This window comes from Rhizobium sp. BK112, from assembly GCF_014193215.1.
In the GTDB taxonomy this organism is placed as follows: Bacteria; Pseudomonadota; Alphaproteobacteria; order Rhizobiales; family Rhizobiaceae; genus Rhizobium; species Rhizobium anhuiense.
This window is the reverse complement of sequence record NZ_JACHYZ010000001.1, coordinates 100,344-120,870: the sequence shown is the minus strand read 5'-3', so window position 1 is coordinate 120,870 and position 20,527 is coordinate 100,344. Positions and strand designations below refer to the sequence as shown.

Annotated in this window: 19 protein-coding genes; 2 read left to right on the top strand and 17 right to left on the bottom strand. The window is 61.8% G+C overall.

The annotated features are described in order from the left end of the window. Positions 1–290: 290 nt before the first annotated feature. The 15 genes from FHT75_RS00530 to FHT75_RS00460 all read right to left on the bottom strand — a co-directional run bounded on the left by FHT75_RS00530 (position 291) and on the right by FHT75_RS00460 (position 14,175). The gene (locus tag FHT75_RS00530) at positions 291–959 is read right to left on the bottom strand and encodes a TIGR02117 family protein (RefSeq protein WP_048338377.1); all 669 of its coding nucleotides are present in this window, start codon (positions 957–959) and stop codon (positions 291–293) included. Positions 960–990: 31 nt separating this feature from the next. After that, positions 991–2,703: an urease subunit alpha gene (ureC, locus tag FHT75_RS00525; RefSeq protein WP_047618681.1), complete on the bottom strand. Its 1,713-nt coding sequence runs from the start codon at positions 2,701–2,703 to the stop codon at positions 991–993. 3 nt (positions 2,704–2,706) lie between these two features. Beyond that, on the bottom strand, positions 2,707–3,330 hold the full coding sequence (locus FHT75_RS00520) for a hypothetical protein (protein ID WP_025570367.1): 624 nt from the start codon (positions 3,328–3,330) through the stop codon (positions 2,707–2,709). A gap of 16 nt (positions 3,331–3,346) precedes the next feature. Continuing rightward, a complete protein-coding gene (locus FHT75_RS00515) occupies positions 3,347–3,754 on the bottom strand; it encodes a lysozyme inhibitor LprI family protein (RefSeq protein WP_029868292.1) in 408 nt (135 codons plus the stop codon). Positions 3,755–3,776: 22 nt separating this feature from the next. Next, the gene (locus tag FHT75_RS00510) at positions 3,777–4,082 is read right to left on the bottom strand and encodes an urease subunit beta (protein WP_025570364.1); all 306 of its coding nucleotides are present in this window, start codon (positions 4,080–4,082) and stop codon (positions 3,777–3,779) included. Between the two features lie 10 nt (positions 4,083–4,092). Then, positions 4,093–4,344 carry a DUF1272 domain-containing protein gene (locus FHT75_RS00505; RefSeq protein WP_183844607.1) on the bottom strand — a complete coding sequence of 84 codons (252 nt, stop codon included), beginning with the start codon at positions 4,342–4,344 and terminating at the stop codon, positions 4,093–4,095. 10 nt (positions 4,345–4,354) lie between these two features. Beyond that, positions 4,355–4,657 (bottom strand): urease subunit gamma, encoded by a 303-nt coding sequence (locus FHT75_RS00500; protein ID WP_025570360.1) that lies wholly within the window; start codon positions 4,655–4,657, stop codon positions 4,355–4,357. Between the two features lie 112 nt (positions 4,658–4,769). Continuing rightward, complete coding sequence (locus FHT75_RS00495) at positions 4,770–5,591, bottom strand: urease accessory protein UreD (RefSeq protein WP_025570358.1); 822 nt, start codon at positions 5,589–5,591, stop codon at positions 4,770–4,772. A gap of 149 nt (positions 5,592–5,740) precedes the next feature. After that, entirely contained in the window at positions 5,741–6,436 is a 696-nt protein-coding gene (gene urtE, locus FHT75_RS00490; protein WP_025570357.1) for an urea ABC transporter ATP-binding subunit UrtE, read from the bottom strand. Positions 6,437–6,454: 18 nt separating this feature from the next. After that, positions 6,455–6,973, bottom strand: coding sequence for a hypothetical protein (locus FHT75_RS00485; RefSeq protein WP_029868294.1), 519 nt, complete (start codon positions 6,971–6,973; stop codon positions 6,455–6,457). A gap of 76 nt (positions 6,974–7,049) precedes the next feature. Beyond that, on the bottom strand, positions 7,050–7,805 hold the full coding sequence (urtD, locus tag FHT75_RS00480) for an urea ABC transporter ATP-binding protein UrtD (protein WP_025570354.1): 756 nt from the start codon (positions 7,803–7,805) through the stop codon (positions 7,050–7,052). A gap of 5 nt (positions 7,806–7,810) precedes the next feature. Continuing rightward, on the bottom strand, positions 7,811–8,974 hold the full coding sequence (gene urtC, locus FHT75_RS00475; RefSeq protein WP_025570352.1) for an urea ABC transporter permease subunit UrtC: 1,164 nt from the start codon (positions 8,972–8,974) through the stop codon (positions 7,811–7,813). Beyond that, entirely contained in the window at positions 8,971–10,590 is a 1,620-nt protein-coding gene (gene urtB / locus FHT75_RS00470) for an urea ABC transporter permease subunit UrtB (protein ID WP_029868295.1), read from the bottom strand. The genes urtC and urtB overlap by 4 nt, the downstream gene beginning before the upstream one ends. A 199-nt stretch (positions 10,591–10,789) precedes the next feature. Next, the gene (gene urtA / locus FHT75_RS00465; protein WP_025570349.1) at positions 10,790–12,082 is read right to left on the bottom strand and encodes an urea ABC transporter substrate-binding protein; all 1,293 of its coding nucleotides are present in this window, start codon (positions 12,080–12,082) and stop codon (positions 10,790–10,792) included. Positions 12,083–12,270: 188 nt separating this feature from the next. Then, positions 12,271–14,175, bottom strand: a complete 1,905-nt coding sequence (locus FHT75_RS00460; protein WP_029868140.1) for an acid phosphatase — start codon at positions 14,173–14,175, stop codon at positions 12,271–12,273. Between the two features lie 179 nt (positions 14,176–14,354). On the opposite strand from FHT75_RS00460, the gene FHT75_RS00455 reads away from it, so the two are divergent. After that, positions 14,355–17,741, top strand: coding sequence for an ATP-binding protein (locus FHT75_RS00455; protein WP_029868139.1), 3,387 nt, complete (start codon positions 14,355–14,357; stop codon positions 17,739–17,741). Beyond that, a complete protein-coding gene (locus FHT75_RS00450) occupies positions 17,734–18,651 on the top strand; it encodes a DNA-binding response regulator (RefSeq protein WP_025570343.1) in 918 nt (305 codons plus the stop codon). Before FHT75_RS00455 ends, FHT75_RS00450 begins: the two co-directional genes overlap by 8 nt. A gap of 284 nt (positions 18,652–18,935) precedes the next feature. Here FHT75_RS00450 and FHT75_RS00445 read toward each other — a convergent pair whose 3' ends face one another. Next, a complete protein-coding gene (locus tag FHT75_RS00445; RefSeq protein ID WP_025570341.1) occupies positions 18,936–20,051 on the bottom strand; it encodes a branched-chain amino acid ABC transporter substrate-binding protein in 1,116 nt (371 codons plus the stop codon). A 120-nt stretch (positions 20,052–20,171) separates the two neighbouring features. Continuing rightward, complete coding sequence (locus tag FHT75_RS00440) at positions 20,172–20,525, bottom strand: DUF6867 family protein (protein WP_025570339.1); 354 nt, start codon at positions 20,523–20,525, stop codon at positions 20,172–20,174. Positions 20,526–20,527: the final 2 nt, after the last annotated feature.

Here is a 20,527-nt window from a genome sequence, read left to right as displayed (position 1 = left end):
GAGCCCAATTGCTGCGGGTGTCTTAATCGACTCGTTAAAATTCGAACGGTTTCAGACGATTCGGTGGACAGAATTTTTCTAGCAGGGGATGCAGCTTTCCAATCCCTGAATCGAACAGCTCAGAGAGACACTTAACTAATTGACATAAAAGCGATTTTCTACGCTGGTCAGTGCCGCTGTTCCAGAATGGTTTAGCTGGGGAAAACATCGGTTTTCCCAGCGATTTTTACAACCAAATGGAGAGTGCGATTCACAATTCACTTTAGGAGTGGGCGAGCTCGGCGGTTGCTTCAATTGTAGACAGAAACAGATAATCGCAATGCTTGTGGAAGCGGGTTCCATAAGCCGGTTCGAAGCCCGGCCGAGCGCAGGGCAGCGGCAGTCCAGGTGTTGCAGCCGAAGAGGGCGTTGAAGTATCCCTTGGCCTCGAAGAACCGGTCGATCTCGCCGTATCCTGCATCCGGGATCGGCACCACCGTGCCTGCGTCGCGGACGAAGCTCTCCGAAATAAAATCGCGCAGCCGCGCCAATTGATCGTCACTGACATCGAATGCCGTAACGGTGGGCTGGGGCTCGGTGATATGACCGGCAAGGTCCACATGCAGCGCCGAACGGTCGATCGTCAGCGCGCGCAGCACCGGCACCGGCTTCAGCTCCGCCCATGTCGGCGTTTCCAGATAGAAGGCACGGCCGCCCCAGCCGATAATGAGCCATTCGGCATTCGGATGGCCAAGCGGAAAACCGGTATCGCCGAGGAAGGAGAAAGCCGCCCGCGTTTCCGCGTCGAGCGGAATGGCAATATCGGTATGGATCGGACCCGACAGCAGGAGAACCCGATGCGTCACCGCCGCCGACGCCTTGCCCGGCGCAATCAGCGGCCTGGGAATGAAGATTCCGCAGGCCGCCAGAAGCACAAGCAGGAAGACGATCCGCAACAGCCAGCGGATGCCTGTTCTCATCAGGGCCGTCCGTCGCACATCGGACGTGGACCTAAAACAGGAAGTAGCGTTGCGCCATTGGCAGCACCGTCGCCGGCTCGCATGTCAGCAATTCGCCGTTCGCCCTCACTTCGTAGGTCTCCGGATCGACCTCGATCTCGGGTGTCAGGTCGTTGTGGATCATCGATGCCTTGGAGATGCCGCCGCGCGTATTCTTCACCGCAACCAGTTGCTTGGCGACGCCGAGCCGGCCCTTCAGGCCGGCGTCGAGCGAGGCCTGGCTGACGAAGGTGACGGAGGAATTGGTGAGGCTCCTGCCGTAGGAAGCAAACATCGGCCGGTAGTGGACCGGCTGCGGCGTCGGGATCGAGGCGTTCGGATCGCCCATCGGCGCGGCCGCGATCGAGCCGCCGAGCAGCACCATGTCGGGCTTCACCCCGAAAAAGGCCGGGTTCCAGAGCACGAGGTCGGCGCGTTTGCCGATCTCGACCGAGCCGATCTCATGGCTGAGACCATGGGCGATCGCCGGATTGATCGTATATTTGGCGATATAACGGCGAACGCGGAAATTGTCGTTGTCACCCTTTTCTTCCTTCAGCCGGCCGCGCTGACGCTTCATCTTGTCGGCCGTCTGCCAGGTGCGGATCGCCACTTCGCCGACGCGGCCCATGGCCTGGCTGTCGGACGAGATGATCGAGAAGGCGCCGATATCATGCAGGATATCTTCCGCCGCGATCGTCTCCTTGCGGATCCGGCTTTCGGCAAAGGCGATATCCTCGGGGATCGATGGCGACAGGTGGTGGCAGACCATCAGCATGTCGAGATGCTCGGCGATGGTGTTGACCGTATACGGCCGCGTCGGATTGGTGGACGAGGGAATGACGTTCGGCTGGCCGCAGATCTTGATAATGTCGGGCGCGTGCCCGCCGCCCGCCCCTTCCGTGTGGAAGGCATGGATGGTGCGGCCCTTGATCGCGCCGATCGTATCCTCGACGAAGCCGCTTTCGTTCAGCGTGTCGGTGTGGATCATCACCTGCACGTCATATTCGTCGGCAACCGACAGGCAGCAGTCGATGGCGCCTGGCGTCGTGCCCCAATCCTCGTGCAGCTTCAGCGAGGTGGCGCCGGCTAGCACCATTTCGGTGAGCGCCCCCGGCAGCGAGGCATTGCCCTTGCCGGCGAAAGCGAGGTTCATCGGGAAGGCGTCGGCCGCTTCGATCATCCGCGCCAGATGCCAGGGACCGGGCGTGCAGGTGGTGGCAAGCGTGCCATGCGCCGGCCCCGTGCCGCCGCCGAGCATGCAGGTCATGCCGCTCATCAGCGCTTCTTCGATCTGCTGCGGCGCGATGAAGTGGATATGGCTGTCCATGCCGCCGGCGGTGATAATCTTGCCTTCGGCGGCGATCGCCTCCGTGCCCGGGCCGACGATGATATTGACGCCAGGCTGCATGTCAGGATTGCCCGCCTTGCCGATCGCGACGATGCGCCCGTCCTTCAGCCCGATATCGGCCTTGTAGATGCCGGAATGATCAACGATCACCGCATTGGTGATGACCGTATCGACCGCGCCATCCGCCCGCGTCACCTGGCTCTGGCCCATGCCGTCACGGATCACCTTGCCGCCGCCGAACTTCACCTCCTCGCCATAGGTGGTGAAATCCTTCTCGATCTCGATGAAAAGCTCCGTATCGGCAAGGCGCACCTTGTCTCCGGTGGTCGGTCCGAACATGCCGGCATAGGCGGCGCGCGAGATCTTGTAGGGCATCCATCAGGCTCCGTGGGAAGAAGAGATAAGGTTTTTTCCGCCGAGCCGGGTGAGGCGGCCGGCGGCAATATAACTATCGACAAGCTGCCTTTCGGCCGCAAAAGGGTGCCATTCCCAGCCGGCATGGCCGAAGCCGGCGAGCGTCACCTCGGCATCGGCATATGTCTCCAGCACCTCGCCGATCACGATCATGCCGCTGCTCGGCACGACATATGGCTGCGGATCAAAAGCCGAAAGCGACACGTCGACGGCCTCGTGGATCGACTTGCCGATGACGACGTGCCTCTTGCCGGCATCGGCACAGAAGGCACTGAACTCATCGGTATAGTCGTCGCAGAAATCGTCGAGTTCCGGATGCGAGACGGCAAGCGGCGCGCGCAGCGCGGCGAATTTTTCCGGATCGCGCACGCTCCAGATCTCGCGCGCCGAAACGACGCCGGGATGGGCGCGCCACTCACGCGAACCGAGCATCGCTTTCGCCGGCCGGCCGGTATTGCAGACCGCGACGGCATCGGTGCGGCTGCCGCCGTCGCCATAGGAGCGACATTCGTTGAAGCGGACGACGAAATCGGCGGCATCGATGATGCCTGCCATCCCTTCTCCGACCTCACCATTGCCGACGATCATGATCTTCCTGATCACCTCAGTTGCTCATCGTGTCTTCGAGCTCTTTTAGCTCTTTCGTGCGTTTGTCCGTGATGTTGGCGAGACATCCGGCGACCAGCATCGGCTCCATCGTGCCGCCGCGGGCCTGAAAGCCGAAGGCGTCACATTCGGCGTCGCGATAATCGATCCAGGCGCGCTGCGCTTTGACCAGCGCCTGCTCCGCGCCCTTCATGTCGCCATCCAGGTCCTTGTCGATCGCCGCCAGGGCGGCGCGGGTCTTCTTGTATTGCGCATTCAGAGCCTTGTCGGCAGCCTCATGGCGCGCCGCCTCGCAGGCCGTCATGTCCGATTGCGTCTTGGGACTGTTGCAATCGATCTCCTCGGCGGAGGCGCTACCAGCCATGAGCAGCATCGCCGCTCCGACCAGGCAGATATTCAAACGCATGCGTTCCTCCCGACCATCGCTCTTAGAGCTTGCCCATCACCAGCTGGCGGAAGCCGTAAACCTCGCGCTTGCCGGAAAGCGGGATCAGCGTCACCGAGCGCGTCTGCCCCGGCTCGAAGCGCACCGCCGTTCCCGCCGGGATATCGAGCCGCTTGCCATGTGCAACAGCGCGATCGAAGGAAAGCCCGGCATTGGTCTCGGCGAAATGATAGTGGCTGCCGACCTGCACTGGCCGGTCGCCCGTATTGGAAACCTCCAGCGTCACCGTCTGCGCGCCGGCATTCAGTTCGATGTCGCCGCTTGCGGCAATGATTTCACCTGGAATCATCTCGTCCTCCTTAAGCCGCCTTGGGCGCACAGCCCTCGGCCTTCAGCACGGGCTTCGTCGACGCCGGATTTTTGGCAAGCATATCAACCGGCCGAATAGGCCTCGCGACGAGATTGCCGCCGCAGTTCGGGCAGACACCTTTCAGCACACCCTCGACGCAATCGGCGCAGAAGGTGCATTCATAGGTGCAGATCCGTGCCTCGGTGCTGTCCGCCGGCAAATCCTTATCGCAGCATTCGCAATTGGGCCTGAGCTCCAGCATTCCTATCTCCTCACCGGATCGGCTCGTGCACGGTGACGAGCTTGGTTCCATCCGGGAACGTCGCCTCCACCTGCACGTCGTGGATCATCTCGGCAACGCCCTCCATCACCTGGCCGCGGCCGATCACATGGGCGCCGGCTTCCATCAGCTCGGCAACCGGGCGGCCGTCGCGGGCGCCTTCGACGACGAAATCGCTGATCAGCGCGATCGCTTCGGGATAGTTCAGCTTGACGCCGCGCTCCAGCCGCCGCCGCGCCACCATCGCCGCCATTGATATCAGCAGCTTGTCTTTTTCTCTCGGAGTGAGGTTCATTGCTTGCCCATCTGCTTCATACCTAGAACAGGATGATCCTGTTCTGCATTAAAGAGTTAGAGCCTGATGTCGTCCGAAAACCGCTCACACTTTTCGGCATCATGCTCCAGGTTCATAGATTCCAGACTTTCGGCACAGGCGCGCCATTGCGCAAGGCGGAAATGACCGGGATCAGGATTTTTCTGAGTGAGAATCCGTCGGCCGCCGCAAGGCGGACGACAAGCTTGCCATCCCAGGCGCTTGCACCGCCCATCGATCCTTCGACGAGCGGCCGGACCTTGGCGAGATAGGCTTCGGAAAGCGGTCCGGCATAAAGCAGCGTCGCAAAGGCCACCTGCCCGCCGAGCACGGCCTGCCGCGCGGCCAGCGCCGCCACGCCTTCGGAAAGCCTGAGTTCCTCGGCATGGATCAGTTGGCCCGAGCGGCGGATGCGCCAGCGGTCGCGGAACAGCCCGGTCTCCACCGCCTCCCCCATCGCCTTGCGGCCGAGCAGGACGGCTTCGACGGCCAGAAATTCGGCACTCTCGTCAAGATCGACATCCAGCCGGCGGAAAAGTGCGGCTCTATCGAAGAGGATCGTTTCCTGCGGCAGCCAGTCGACGCGAGCCTGGGCTCCAACCTTGATGCTGGTCGTCACCTCGGCGGTGCCGGCCGATGCCTTGTAAATCTTCTCGCAGGCCTGGGTGGTGACGTCGATGCGCGTACCGGCGCCGGCATCGACGCTCCAATCCATCCGGTCGCCGCCGGTGAGCCCGCCAGCGGTGTTGATGATGACGGCTTCCATGGAGGCATTGAAGGTATCAGGCAGGCGGATCTTCGCCGCTCCCTCCTGATAGAGCTCACGGATGCGCGTACGGCCATCGAACAGCTTTGCCGCCAGATGCCCGCGCCCCTCCGCTCTTTGCGGTCTCGTGCCTGCCGCCGCAATCGTCATATCGTCCCTTTCGGTCGCGCCTTTGATTTTCATTCAAGCGCGCAGATAGCAGAAAGCAAGCAATTCCCATGCCGTCCAGGATGCCCGCAGCAGATGCGGCAGATCTGCGAATTGCTGGGTCCACTGCTGCAAAATGCGGCATCTGCCGGTCAGACGGTCAGATGACGGCGGGCCTCCGGTGTATCCAGCGTTTCGGCAAGCCCTTCATGCACGATCTCGCCGCGATCCATGATGTAGACGTAATCGGCGAGCTCCCGGCAGAAATCCAGATATTGTTCGACGAGCAGGATCGCCATGCCTGTGGAGTCACGCAAATAGCGGATCGCCCGGCCGATATCCTTGATGATCGAGGGCTGGATGCCTTCGGTCGGCTCGTCGAGCACGAGGATCTTCGGCCGCGTCACCATGGCGCGCCCGATCGCCAACTGCTGCTGCTGCCCGCCGGAAAGATCGCCGCCGCGACGCGACAACATCGACTTCAGCACCGGGAAGAGGCTGAAGATGTCGTCGGGGATGTTGCGGTCGCGGCGACCAAGCGGAGCGAAGCCGGTTTCGAGATTTTCCTTGACGGTAAGCAGCGGGAAGATTTCGCGGCCCTGCGGCACATAGCCGACGCCCTGCTTGGCGCGGGCAAAGGGCGGCAGACCGTTGAGTCTGGTGTCATTGAAGGTGATGGTACCCGCCGACAGCGGATGCTGGCCGGTAACGGCGCGCAGAAGAGAACTCTTCCCCACGCCGTTACGCCCCAGCACGCAGGTAATCTTTCCCATCTCCGCTTTGATCGAGATGCCGCGCAGCGCCTGGGCGGCGCCATAATGCAGATTTGCGTTTTCGACTGTCAGCATCCGTTCACCCATTCCCCATCAGTTCATTAGGCCACGCCTCAGCGTCTGCAGGGCGTGCTCCTGTTCCGTCGTTCTCTCGCCGCCGACCGCGGCCACGTCCTCGGCAATACCGATCAATTGCTGACGCTCTTGCATGTCGAGCGCCTCTATCCAGAGAGGCCGGAACCGGCGGATCGGATCTTCGGGACTGGTGACGTTCTTGGACGCCCACTCGCCGAAAACCAGCACCTCTTCCATGTCGCCCGGCCGGATGATGCCTTTCATGCGGTTGCGAACGACATCCTTCGCAGCGTCGACATAGATCGGCTTTTCCTTGGCAAGGCAGAAGAAAAAGGCCACCGCCGCAATCGCCGGATCGGCGATCGAGGCCAGCGGCGCGACTTCGGCCTGCTTGCGAAACTTTTTGCGCTTATAAGCGCCCCGCATCCGCTCGACCGAATCGATGATCTCGTTTCCCGCTTCACGCGCCATTTTCAAACGCCAATACCAGACGACCGCGCCGCTGAGCGCCACAACCAGAATACCGAGAAAAGCCATGATGAAACCCCACAGTAAAACCCGCCCGTTTTAGAGCGTCTTCTTTTGTCAGGTTCAAGTCTCCAAGTTGCACTGATCACCGCCCCAGATAGTTCTCGATCACCTTCGGATCGGAACTGACAAAATCGATCGACCCTTCCGCCAGCACCGAGCCTTCGGCAAGGCACGTCACCTTGACGCCGAGGTCGCGGATGAAGCCCATGTCGTGCTCGACGACGACGACCGAGCGGGTCCTAGCGATATCCTTGAGCAGGACCGCCGTTTCCGCCGTTTCCGCATCGGTCATGCCGGCCACCGGTTCGTCGACCAGCAGGAGTTTCGGCTCCTGCGCCAGCAGCATGCCGATCTCCAGCCACTGCTTCTGCCCATGCGAGAGGTTGGCGGCGAATTCGTCACGGCGGTGCGTCAGCCGCACCGTTTCCAGGATCTCCTCGATGCGCGCCTTGTCCTCGCCCGAAAGCCGGTAGAACAACGTCGGGAACACACCACGACGCCGGTTCAGCGCAAGCTCCAGATTGTCCCACACCGTATGGCTTTCGAAGACCGTCGGCTTCTGGAATTTCCGGCCGATGCCGAGCTGGGCGATATCGGCTTCATCCTTCTTGGTCAGGTCGATCGTGCCGTTGAAGAACACCTCGCCCTCATCGGGCCTGGTCTTGCCGGTGATGATATCCATCATCGTCGTCTTGCCGGCGCCGTTCGGGCCGATGATGGCGCGAAGCTCACCGGGCTCGATAACGATCGACAGCGAATTCAGCGCCTTGAAGCCGTCGAAGGAAACCGACACGCCGTTGAGATAAAGCACGCTGGTGGGTTTGACGTCGGGAATCACTGTGCTCACTCCGCTGCCTGGATTTTCGGCTCGATGTCGTCTTCTTCAGCCGCCGGCGGGGCAGCCTTGGAGACAAGCTTCTGCTTGCCGAGATATTGCGCAATCGTGCCGACGACGCCCTTCGGCAGGAACAGCGTCACGGCGACGAAAAGGCCGCCCAGCGCAAACAGCCAGATCTCCGGGAAGAGGCCGGTGAAGATCGTCTTGCCGCCGTTGACGAGGATCGCGCCGATGATGGGCCCGATCAGCGTCGCCCGCCCGCCGACCGCCGTCCAGATGACGACTTCGATCGAATTGGCAGGAGCGAATTCGCCCGGATTGATGATGCCGACCTGCGGCACGTAGAGCGCGCCGGCAATGCCTGCCATCATCGCCGAGACGACGAAGGTGAAGAGCTTGAAATGCTCGACGCGGTAGCCGAGGAAGCGCGTGCGGCTTTCGGCATCGCGCACGCCGACCAGCACCTTGCCGAATTTCGAGCGCACGATCGCCGAGGCGATCATCAGCGACAGGGCCAGGAAGATCGCGGTCGCCGCAAAGAGGCTCGCACGCGTGCCGTCCGCCTGGATGTTGAAGCCGAGGATGTCCTTGAAATCGGTCATGCCGTTGTTGCCGCCGAAGCCCATATCGTTGCGGAAGAAGGCCAGCAGCAGCGCATAAGTCATCGCCTGGGTGATGATCGAAAGATAGACGCCGTTGACGCGCGAGCGGAAGGCGAACCACCCGAAGACGAAGGCGAGCAGGCCGGGCACGGCGAGCACCATCAGCGCCGCAAACCAGAACTGGTCGAAACCGTACCAGAACCAGGGCAGCTCCTTCCAATTCAGGAACACCATGAAATCGGGCAGGACAGGATCGCCGTAGACGCCGCGCGAGCCGATCTGGCGCATCAGATACATGCCCATCGCATAACCGCCGAGCGCGAAGAAGGCGCCGTGGCCGAGCGAGAGGATGCCGCAGAAGCCCCAGACGAGATCGAGCGCCAGCGCCAGCAGCGCATAGGTCAGATATTTGCCGAACAGCGCCATGATATAGGTCGGGATGTGCAGCGGGTTGGTCGGGCCGGTCGCCAGATTGAGCACCGGTACGAGAATGGCGACCGCCAGCAACAGGGCGATGGCAATCGAGATCCTGCGATCGAGAGACCGGAGAAGGAAGGCCGTAATCATGCTTCCACCGCCCTTCCTTTGAGTGCGAAGAGCCCGCGCGGACGCTTCTGGATGAAGAGAATGATGAGGACGAGCACCAGGATCTTGCCGAGCACGGCGCCGGCGAAAGGCTCGAGGAACTTGTTGACGACGCCGAGCGAAAGCGCGCCGACCAGCGTGCCCCAGAGATTGCCGACACCGCCGAAGACGACGACCATGAAGCTGTCGATGATGTAGCTCTGGCCGAGGTTCGGCGAGACGTTATCGATCTGCGAGAGTGCGACACCCGCCATGCCGGCGATGCCGGAGCCGAGCGCGAAGGTGAAGGCGTCGACCCAGCCGGTCCGGATGCCCATTGAGGAGGCCATGCGCCGGTTCTGCGTCACCGCCCGCATCTGCAGGCCGAAGGCGGAACGCTTCAGCAGCATCAGCAGCGTCAGGAATACCACGACCGAAAAGACGATGATCCAGAGCCGGTTCCAAGTGATGGCAAGCCCGCCGAAATCGAAGGTGCCGGACATCCAGCTCGGATTGCGAACCTCGCGGTTGGTCGGGCCGAAATAGCTGCGCACCGCCTGCTGCAGGATCAGCGATACGCCCCAGGTGGCAAGCAAGGTTTCCAGCGGCCGGCCGTAGAGATAGCGGATGACGACACGCTCGATGATCAGGCCGACGAAGCCGGTGAAGATGAAGGCGGCCGGCACCGCAAAGGCCAGCGAATAATCGGCAAGCTCAGGAAAGGTCGAGGTGATGTATTCCTGCACGACATAAGTGGTGTAAGCGCCGATCATCACCATTTCGCCATGCGCCATGTTGATGACGCCCATGACCCCGAAAGTGATGGCAAGGCCGATTGCCGCTAGCAGCAGCACCGAGCCGAGCGACAGACCGTACCAGACGTTCTGGACGATATCCCAGAGCACCAAGCTGCGGTTGATCGAGCTGATATGCGCCTGGATGACGGGCTTCAGATCTTCGGGCGCCGTTGTCAACGCCGTGGTCAGAATGGTCAGGGCGTCGCGACCGCCGCGGGCTGCGACCGTATCGATCGCCTCCTTCTTCTCGGCGGCGCTGACATCGCCCTTCAGCACCATCACGGCACGGGCCGCTTCCATGGTGCTCTTGATCTCGGCGTCCTTCTCATCCGCCAGCGCGGAATTAAGCAGATCAAGGTTGGCGGGATCGGCATCCTTCAGCAGGCCTTGAGCCGCAGCAAGGCGAGCGCCGCGATCGGGGCTCAGCAGCGTCAACTGGCTCATGATGGTGCCGATCAGGGTACGAACGGAATTGTTGATCCGGACTTTGGACATCATGTCGGGATCGAGATCGGCGACAGCCTCGCCGGTGATCGGATCGGAAAAGGTCGGCTCGTCTTCGGTGCCGCCTTGGACGAGAACTGGACCGCCCTCCTCGGAATTGACATAGAGCAGGCCGTCGCTCAACTGCTGCAATATCTGGCTGACATGCGCATCCTTCGAGGCGACGAGCGCCTTGATGGCGGCTTCGCGCTCCGGAAACCCGCCGGTGCCGAGCGCATCGACGAGGGCATGGATATCGTCCTGAGCCTTCAGGCCGGCCGTCAGCCCCGAGAGGGTCAGGCAAAGGGTCAAAAGAAAAATCTTGATGGCGCGATACATCGGCTTTCCCGCCTAACCGGAGCATAGTGTGAAATGCTCTATCTCAGTGTTCTCACGCAATTCCGGACACAGAACCGCTGTGCACCTTTGTTGGAATTGCTCCAGCGTTGCCTTCTCGGCAGCGACCGCCGGGGACGGAGCTTCCGCCCGGATTTGCAATCCGGACGGAAGTCTTCAGGCTCGTGTCAGGTCAGCTCGCTCAGGAGCCCTTGCCGCCGCACTTGCCGGTCGCGACATTGAAGTTGCCGCAGGACATAGGCTTGCGCCAATCGGAGATCAGGTCCTTGGAGTCGGGCAGGTAGTCCGACCATTCGTCGCCGACGACGGCAGGCGTCTGTTGGACGATTTCGAACTGGCCGTCGGCCTGGATTTCACCGATCAGCACCGGCTTGGTGATGTGGTGGTTCGGCATGACGGTGGCATAGCCGCCGGAGAGGTTCGGAACGGTGACGCCGATGATGTTGTCGAGAACGGCATCGGTATTGGTGGTGCCGGCAGCCTGGACAGCTTTGACCCAGGCGTTGAAGCCGATATAGGCGGCTTCCATCGGGTCATTCGTCACGCGCTTGTCGTTCTTGGTGAACGCATGCCATTCCTTGATGAACTTCTTGTTGGCCGGGCTTTCGACCGACTCGAAGTAGTTCCAGGCGGCGAGATGGCCAACGAGCGGCTTGGTGTCGAGACCGGCAAGCTCTTCTTCACCGACCGAGAAGGCGACGACGGGAATATCGGTTGCCTTGATGCCCTGGTTGCCGAGTTCCTTGTAGAAGGGAACGTTGGCGTCGCCGTTGATGGTGGAGACGACGGCAGTCTTCTTGCCGGCCGAGCCGAATTCCTTGATCTTGGCGACTTCAGTCTGCCAGTCGGAGAAACCGAACGGCGTGTAGTTGACGAGAATGTCTTCCTTCGGAATGCCCTTGGCTTCGAGATAGGCTTCGAGGATCTTGTTGGTCGTGCGGGGATAAACGTAGTCGGTGCCTTCGAGCACGAAGCGCTTCACGCCTTCGGTGTTCATCAGGTAGTCGACGGCCGGGATCGCCTGCTGGTTCGGAGCCGCACCGGTGTAGAAGATGTTGCGCGAGGATTCTTCGCCTTCATACTGCACCGGGTAGAAGAGCAGCGAGTTCAGCTCTTCGAAGACCGGCAGCACGGATTTGCGCGAAGACGAAGTCCAGCAACCGAAGACGGCAGCGACCTTGTCCTTTTCGATCAGTTCGCGTGCCTTTTCGGCAAACAGCGGCCAGTCGGAAGCCGGATCGACGACGACGGCCTCGAGCTTCTTGCCGAGAAGGCCGCCCTTCTTGTTCTGCTCGTCGATGAGCATCAGCATGGCATCTTTCAGCGTCGTTTCGGAAATCGCCATGGTGCCGGAGAGCGAATGCAATACGCCGACCTTGATCGTGTCGTCGGCGGCAATCGCCCCGCTGAAAGCGGCCGATGCCGCCATGACGGCGCCGAGCGCAGCACCGGTGATAGTGGTTTTGAGATTCATCAGGTTGAGCCCCTCTTCTTGTTCCGCAACAGGCCGGAAACGGAGATTAACTGTTGCTTAAGGGACTATCGGGTGCTGCAGCGCAAAAACACATACGCAAAATGACGTAGGTGCGGGGGTCAAACAGACAGGCCGGGGCAGGAAGGGCATCCCACAGCAGCGACGCCCTGTCCGCTCGATACCGGAAATTATCCGTCGATCGTCAAGGTAACCGTTGTCGGACTGTAGGAGAGGCTCGCCTTGTGGCCGGAGACCGTGAGCTTGCCGAAGGTGCCGGTCACGGCATTCGCCTTCAAGATCTCGATCTTCGTTCCCGGCGTCGGGGCATAGCCATCGGCAAGCGTCACGTCGAGATCGCCGGCCAGCACCGCCTTGCCTGCGACGACCAGCGCGCCTGCGCCGTTAGCGCCGAGCGTCGGCTTCGCTGTCGCATTGGCGAGCTGCTGATAATCGCCGCTCACGGTCAACGGCTTATCGGCCGCCAGAACGAGCGAACCGCCATTGACCGTCAGCCCGCCGGTACCGAAGGCCGAGGATGAGCCGGCCACCAGCACGCCATCTTCCAGCACGGTGCCGCCGGCATAGCTGTTGGTGCCCGAAAGCCCGAGAATGCCGCTGCCGCGCTTCACCAGCTTGCCCTTGCCGCCGATACCGTTCCGCCAGGTATCGATCGCATTGAAACCGCCCTTTGCCGCGTCCATCGTCACGGTGACATCCTGCTCGAACGCGCCATAGCCATCGGCGGCGGCAAACAGGTTGAGACGGCCGTAGCCTTCCGCGTCGTCGATGAGCGGATAGCCGGATGCAATCGCCGTTGTGCCAAGCACGTCACGGCGTTGCGCGCCGTCCAGATAGGGCAGACGCGTTTCGAGAAGCGCTTCGGCGCCCTGCGGCACGCGAGCCGGCTGATCGGTCGCATGGATCGTCGGCAGGCCGTAGGTCAGGCGCTTCAGTACGTAAGCGCGGTTGGCGTCATGATCGGCGAAACGGTCTGCCGCGAGCGGCGCTGCATGCGCGGCGACTTCGAGCGCACCCGCATCCGCAACGCCTGATTTGGCGATGAGCCATGCCTGCGCTTGGGCATACGCATCGCTCTTCAGCGCTGAGATGTCGGCCTTGTTCAGATTGTAGACGACCGTGGCGGTGCCGAGCATGCGGCCGCCCATCACGTCGAGAGGAGAATGCATGCCGGCAAGGATGCGGTCTTCACCCAGTTCGCTGGCGCGCGTGATCATTTCCTGAAAGCGCTGCGGCACGAGATAGGCCATGGCCAGTGCATCCCGCCAGGCTTCCGCCGTATGCCCGCTCGGGAAACCGCCGTCTTCGACCGGCTTGACGCTTTTGGCGGGCTCCAGCGTCGGGACGACCGACACGTCCCGACTCCAGCGATACGGACGGCCATATTTGAAATAGCGCTTGGCAGGCTCCGTCGAACCGTCGCCGCTTGCGGCGTTGATGAAGTCGATCGCAAGGCCCATGTCCGGGTTGGCATCGGTCTTGTTTTCCGCGTCCGGCTTGCTGCCGGCGCCGCGATTGTTGCCCTTATCGTCGTATTTGACCGTCGTCGCATCAGCCGCCACCTCGGTGATCGTGGTGGTCTGCTTCGAGCCGGCCTTCCAGGCATCCGTCAGCGGACCGAGACCATCGACGATGCTGGCATTCTTGCCGCGCCGATCGTCGAGATAGGCGGCCAACGCCTGATCGGCCGTCCGCGCCCGCGTCGCATTGACGACATAGGCGATGTTGGCGTCATGGACGGCCTGGTTGACGATATGGCCGTCGGTCTTGCTGGCGGGAATACCGTCCCAATCCGTCTTGGCGACTGCCGGACAATTGTCCTTGGCCGGGGCTTCGACACCCGCATCGACGAAAGGCGTGCGCGGGGTCCAGATTTCGAGGAAGCCGGAGAGGAGGTGAACGGCGGCATTGGTGTCCGCCGTCGAGAAGCAGGCGTCACCACGTTTGTTGGTGTTTCCAGCCTCCGCATAAGGAACTTTCGCCGCCGTGGCCTGCTCGGCGCTGGCAAGCGATGGCACGATGGAAAGAAGGCAGACAAGGGCGGTGCTCAGGCGGCAAAGGCTTAAAACAGACATGGTGATACCCGAAATGGTTGAACGAACGCCGGGAGAGTTAGAGCGCTTATGTGACAGATCAATTGCAAAAATATTGCCATTCTGTGAACCAGCCGGCACCCGCCTCTTGCCTTTCCCGCCCATCCCGCCAAAACTGCCGGAGAGACGATGAGCCCCAACCGGAATGCCGAAAGGAAGACATGGCAGCGCGCCAACGCATCATTCCGGTAAGACGCGAATATAATCGCTGGGTCGCCAACCAGACGCTGGAAGATTACGCGCTGCGCTTCACCGCCAAAAGCGCCCGCCATTTCTCCTCGCAGCGCATCTCGCAGACGGCGATCGGCGCGATTTCCTTTCTGGCGCTTGAGGCGATCGGCGGTGCGATCACCCTCTCCTACGGCACCACCAACGCCTTTTATGCCATTATCGTCGCCAGCATCGCCATGTTGGCGATCGGCTTGCCGATCAGCCGCTACGCCATCCGCCACGGCGTCGACATCGATCTCCTGACGCGCGGCGCGGGCTTCGGCTATATCGGCTCGACCATCACCTCGCTGATCTATGCGAGCTTCACCTTCATGCTGTTTGCGATCGAGGCATCGATCATGTCCGGGGCGCTGGAGCTTACCCTCGGCATCCCGCTCTGGATCGGCTACATCATCAGCGCCGTCATGGTGATCCCGCTCGTGACGCACGGCGTGCGGTTGATCAGCAAGTTCCAGCTGATGACCCAGCCCTTCTGGATCGTGCTGAATATCCTGCCTTTCATCTTCATCGCCTTTTTGGACTGGGAAAAATTCGATCTCTGGCGCGCCTTCGCCGGCATTCGCCACGCCTCAGGCCCGCCGGGCACCATCGCCGAATTCGATCTGGTCGAGTTCGGCGCGGCCTCCGCCGTCATCCTGGCGCTGATGTCGCAGATCGGTGAACAGGCCGACTTCCTGCGCTTCCTGCCGCCGGACCCGCAGCGCAAGTGGCGCCATCGCCTGGCGGTCTTTCTGGCCGGCCCCGGCTGGGTCATCATCGGCGCGCCGAAGCTGCTTGCCGGCTCCTTCCTGGTCGTGCTCACCTTCACCTCGGGCGTCCCCCTCGACCGCGCCGCCGACCCGGCGCAAATGTATCTGACCGCCTTCGGCTACATGGTCCCCTGGCACAATGCGGCGCTGCTGTTGATGGCCGCCTTCGTCGTCATCTCGCAGCTGAAGATCAACGTGATGAACGCCTATGCCGGCTCGCTCGCCTGGTCGAATTTCTTCTCGCGGCTGACCCACAGCCACCCCGGCCGTGTCATCTGGCTGGTCTTCAACGTCGCCATCGCCCTGCTTTTGATGGAACTCGGCATCTACCGGCTGCTGGAGGAGACGCTCGGCATCTTCTCGATCATCGCCATGGCCTGGCTGTGCACGATCTCCGCCGATCTGTTCATCAACAAGCCGCTGGGGCTGGCTCCCCCCGGCATCGAGTTCAAGCGCGCCCACCTCTACGACATCAATCCCGTCGGTCTCGGCGCCATGACGCTGTCGGCAACGGTATCGCTGATTGCCCATTTCGGCGCCTTCGGCGAGATCGCCGCCTCGCTCGCTCCCTATATCACCCTGGTCATCGCGTTGATCGCGTCGCCCGTCATCGCCTGGGCGACCAAAGGCAAATTCTATCTCGCCCGCAAGCCGCGCCAGAGCTGGAAGAACCTGACGAACATCACCTGCTCGGTCTGCGAACACCCGTTCGAGCCGGAGGACATGGCCTGGTGCCCGGCCTATGCCGCACCGATCTGCTCGCTCTGCTGCTCACTCGACAGCCGCTGCCACGACATGTGCAAGCCGGCCGCCCGTTTCAACGCGCAGGTCGGCACCGTCGCCAAGGCGCTGCTGCCGGATACCATTGTCGGAAAGCTGACGACGCGCCTCGGCCGTTACGGCATCGCCGTCGTGCTGGCATTGACCGCGATCGGCGCGATCCTGGCGATGATCGCCCATCAGGTCGCCGCCGCCTCACCCGAGACGGCCGAGGTCGTCAACCGGACGATCCTCATCGTCTTCTTCGTTTTCTCGGTGATCTCAGGCGTCGTCTGCTGGTTCTATGTGCTCGCCCATGACAGCCGCGTCGTCGCCGAGGAGGAATCCTCGCGCCAGAACACGCTGCTGCTCAAGGAAATTGCCGCCCACAAGAAGACCGACGCCGCCCTGCAGAATGCCAAGGAGACGGCCGAGGCCGCCAACCGCGCCAAGAGCCGCTATGTCGTCGGGCTCAGCCATGAATTGCGCACGCCGCTGAACGCCGTGCTCGGCTATGCCCAGATTCTCGAGCGCGACGAGACCATCCCGGCGCCGCGCCAATCCTCGATCAAGGTCATCCGCCGCAGCGCCGAACACCTTTCCGGGTTGATCGACGGCCTGCTCGATATCTCCAAGATCGAGGCCGGCCGCCTGCAGGTCTATTCCAACGAGATCAACATCCAGGATTTCCTCGACCAGATCGTCGATATGTTCCGCCCGCAAGCGCAGGCAAAAGGGCTCGCCTTCATCCACGAGCGCTCAGCCGCTCTGCCGCAATTCGTCCGCACCGACGAAAAGCGCCTGCGCCAGATCCTCGTCAACCTGCTCTCCAATGCCATCAAATTCACCGACGAAGGCAGCGTCACCTTCGATGTCGGCTATCGCAGCCAGGTCGCGACCTTCACCGTCGCCGATACCGGCCGCGGCATTACAGAGAAAGACCTGCCCCGCATTTACGAACCCTTCCAGCGCGGCGAGGCCGAAAGCGTGCGGCCGATGCCGGGGCTCGGCCTGGGACTCACCATCACCCGGCTTCTGACCAACACGCTCGGCGGCGAGATTTCGGTTTCGAGCGTGAAGGACGAAGGCTCGACCTTCCGCGTGCGGCTGATGCTGTCTGCCGTCATGCGCGTTGCGGCCGCGGCACCGCAGGAAAAGCGGATCGCCGGCTACGACGGCCTGCGGCGCACGCTCGTCGTCGTCGACGACAACGAAGACCATCGCGAGATGATGCGCGAAATCCTGGCGCCTCTCGATTTCATCGTGCTGACGGCGGCAGGCGGCGGCGAATGCCTGACGCTGATCGAGGGCATCATACCGGATCTTTTCCTCGTCGACATCCTGATGCCCGGGATGAATGGCTGGCAGCTCGTCTCGCGTCTGCGCGAGGCCGGTCAGACGGCGCCAGTGCTGATGCTTTCGGCCAATATCGGCGACGCGGCCGCTCTGATCGACAGTGACGACAGCCACAACGACGCGATCGGCAAGCCGGTCGACATCCGCCAACTGCGCGACAAGCTCGCCCTGCATCTTGGGCTGAAATGGATCTATGCCGACGCCGCGCCTGCCATTCCTGTCAAGATCGAAGCGCCGATGCTGAGCCCAGGTGCCGCCCATGTGCAGGAATTGCTGCGGCTTGGCGAAATCGGCTATATCAGAGGCATCGAAGCCAAGCTTTCGGATCTTGCCAAGGTGGAGGCAAATCAGCCATTCACCGAGCAGCTTCGCGTCTATGTCGCCGCCTTCGATCTCGCCGGCTTCATGACCTTCCTGCACGACTTCGACGAAAAGGTGGAATCCATTGGCTGAGCCGGCCCTGCCCCGCGACATAGTTCTGCTCGTCGACGACTCAGCCGAAGCGCTCGGCTTCTTGACCGACGCGCTCGAACAGTCCGGCTTCTCCGTGCTGATCGCCACATCTGGCGCGGCGGCGCTCGGTATCGTCGAGCGCATCACCCCCGATCTCATCCTGCTCGACGCGGTGATGCCCAGCATGGACGGCTTCGAGACCTGCCGCCGGCTGAAGGCGAATGCCGCGGTGGCGCAGGTGCCCGTCATCTTCATGACCGGCCTGACCGAAACCGAGCATGTCGTGCACGCGCTGGAATCCGGCGGCGTCGATTATCTCAGCAAGCCGATCAACATCGACGAGCTGCGCGCCCGCATCCGCGTGCATCTGCGCAACGCTCGCTCGGCCCAAAGCGCCCGCATCGCGCTGGATGCAGCCGGCCGCCATCTGCTGGCAGTCAAGGGCGACGGCGCCATCCACTGGTCGACGCCGCAAGCGACACGGCTGGTCAATGCCGCCATGGGCAGCGATGACGGCATGGACATCGTCGTCCGCCATATCGCCGGCTGGATGCGCGACCGCGTCGCCGCAGTGCGTGACGGCATCATCTCGATCGCCCATGCCGGCCAGGCGGCGCTCCAGCTCGCCTTCCTCGGCGCGATCGGTCCCGACGAATATCTCTTCCGCCTCACCGCCGCCAATCAGCGCAGCGACGACGAGGTGCTGCGCCAGCGCTTCTCGCTCACCCAGCGCGAATCCGAAGTGCTGCTCTGGATCGCCAAAGGCAAGGCCAACCGCGACATCGGCGAAATATTGGGACTGTCGGCGCGCACGGTCAACAAGCACCTCGAACAGATCTACGTGAAGCTCGGCGTCGAGAACCGGGCATCAGCCGCCGTAAAGGCAACGCATGTGCTGCACGAGATGTGAGGAAACATCAAAAGTCCCCCTCTGGCCTACCGGCCATCTCCCCACCTGTTGTACGGCCCTGATACATAGCTGACAGGTGTTCGCAGACATACCTGACACAGCGTGGCAGTCCGCGTCTCTTCCGTGGCGATGCCCGGAGTTCTCCATCCGCCGTAACGCCTCCGGCATATCGGTTCGGCCTCGTGACGCCGAGCAAACCAGGAAAGAGAATGTAAACATTCAAAAAAAGAAGCCCGGTCGGAACCGGGCTTCGATAGTCATGTCCCATATTGGGGAAGCGAAGCTTACTGCGGGAAGTAGCTGTACTTGCCGTCCGGGCCCTTCTTCCACTCATACATGATGTAGCCGGGGATCTTCGGGTCGCCCTTTTCGTCGAATGAGATGTCGCCGAGAACGGTCGGGAACGGACCCTTTTCCTTCATGGCCGTTGCAACGGCTTCTGCGTCTGTCGAACCGGCAGCCTTGGCGGCACCGGCGATCGCCTGCATCGCAGCGTAGGAATAGAGCGTGTAGGCTTCCGGATTGAAACCGGCGGCCTTGAACTTTTCGACGAGTTCCTTGTTGGCCGGGTTCAGCGTCGGATCGGGACCGAAGGTGTTCAGCGTACCGGCGACTGCGTCGCCAGCGATCGAGGCCAGTTCGTTCGACACGATACCGTCACCCGAAACCAGCGTCGCCTTCAGGCCCTGGTCGGCTGCCTGACGGATGATGAGACCGGCTTCCGTGTGCAGACCACCCCAATAGATGATCGAGACGCCGGCTTCCTTCATCTTGGCGATGAGGGCGGAGAAGTCCTTGTCACCGACATTGATGCCTTCATAGATGACTTCGGTGAGACCGGCGGCATTCATCGCCTTCTTGGTTTCATCGGCAAGGCCCTGACCATAGGGGGTCTTGTCGTGAACGACGGCGATCTTGGCGTCCTTGAAGTGGTCGGCAAGATACTTGCCGGCGATGGCGCCCTGCTGGTCGTCACGGCCGCAGGTGCGGAACGTGTTCCAGAGGCCCCGTTCGGTAAACTTCGGGTTCGTTGCGGCCGGGGTGATTTCGAGGATGCCGTTTTCGGCATAAACTTCCGAAGCCGGGATCGAAACGCCCGAGTTGAAGTGGCCGATGACGAACTTGACGCCGTCAGCAACGAACTTGTTGGCGACCGAAATGCCCTGCTTCGGGTCGGAGACGTCGTCGCCGAGCTCGAGCTTGATCTGCTCGCCGTTGATGCCGCCGGCGGCGTTGATATCGGCAGCCGCCTGCTCGGCACCCTTCTGAAGCTGAGCGCCGAATGCGGCGTTCGGACCAGTCAGCGGACCAGCGACAGCGATGAGGACGTCGGCCCAAGCGTTGCCGCTGAAGGCGACCATCGCCGTCAGAGCCACTGCCGACAGAAGAGACTTCTTCATATTGTTACTCCCAATTTTTGGGCGGGTTTCGGTCCAAGACCCGGCGCATTACCCACCATTGACTGCACCAGGGAAGCTGTTCCACTCGGAAGGCAATTCATGCCTAGTTTCAACGGACTGTCAATGTTTGTCCTTCCACGAGAACGCGGAAGTTTTTTCGTACAGCCAGTAATAGTTGTTGACCATCTGATTGGTGCGGCGGTAGCGGAAGCCGGCCGTCGAGAAGACCAGCAGCGTCACGAAATCGATGATGTAGTAGAAAGCGTCGAGCATCGGCCCGTTGAACAGGGCGTGGTGCAGGAACTGCATCGCCCAGGCCAACAGGAAGGTGTAGACGACGGCCAGCGGATAGTTGTTCCAGCTCTCGGCGACCGCTTTGCCGGCACGCCAAGCCGTCCAGAAGCCCAAGAGCACGACGATGACGCGGATCGCCACAAGGGAGCCGGCATCGCCTTCGAAGAAAAGTCCCTGCATAT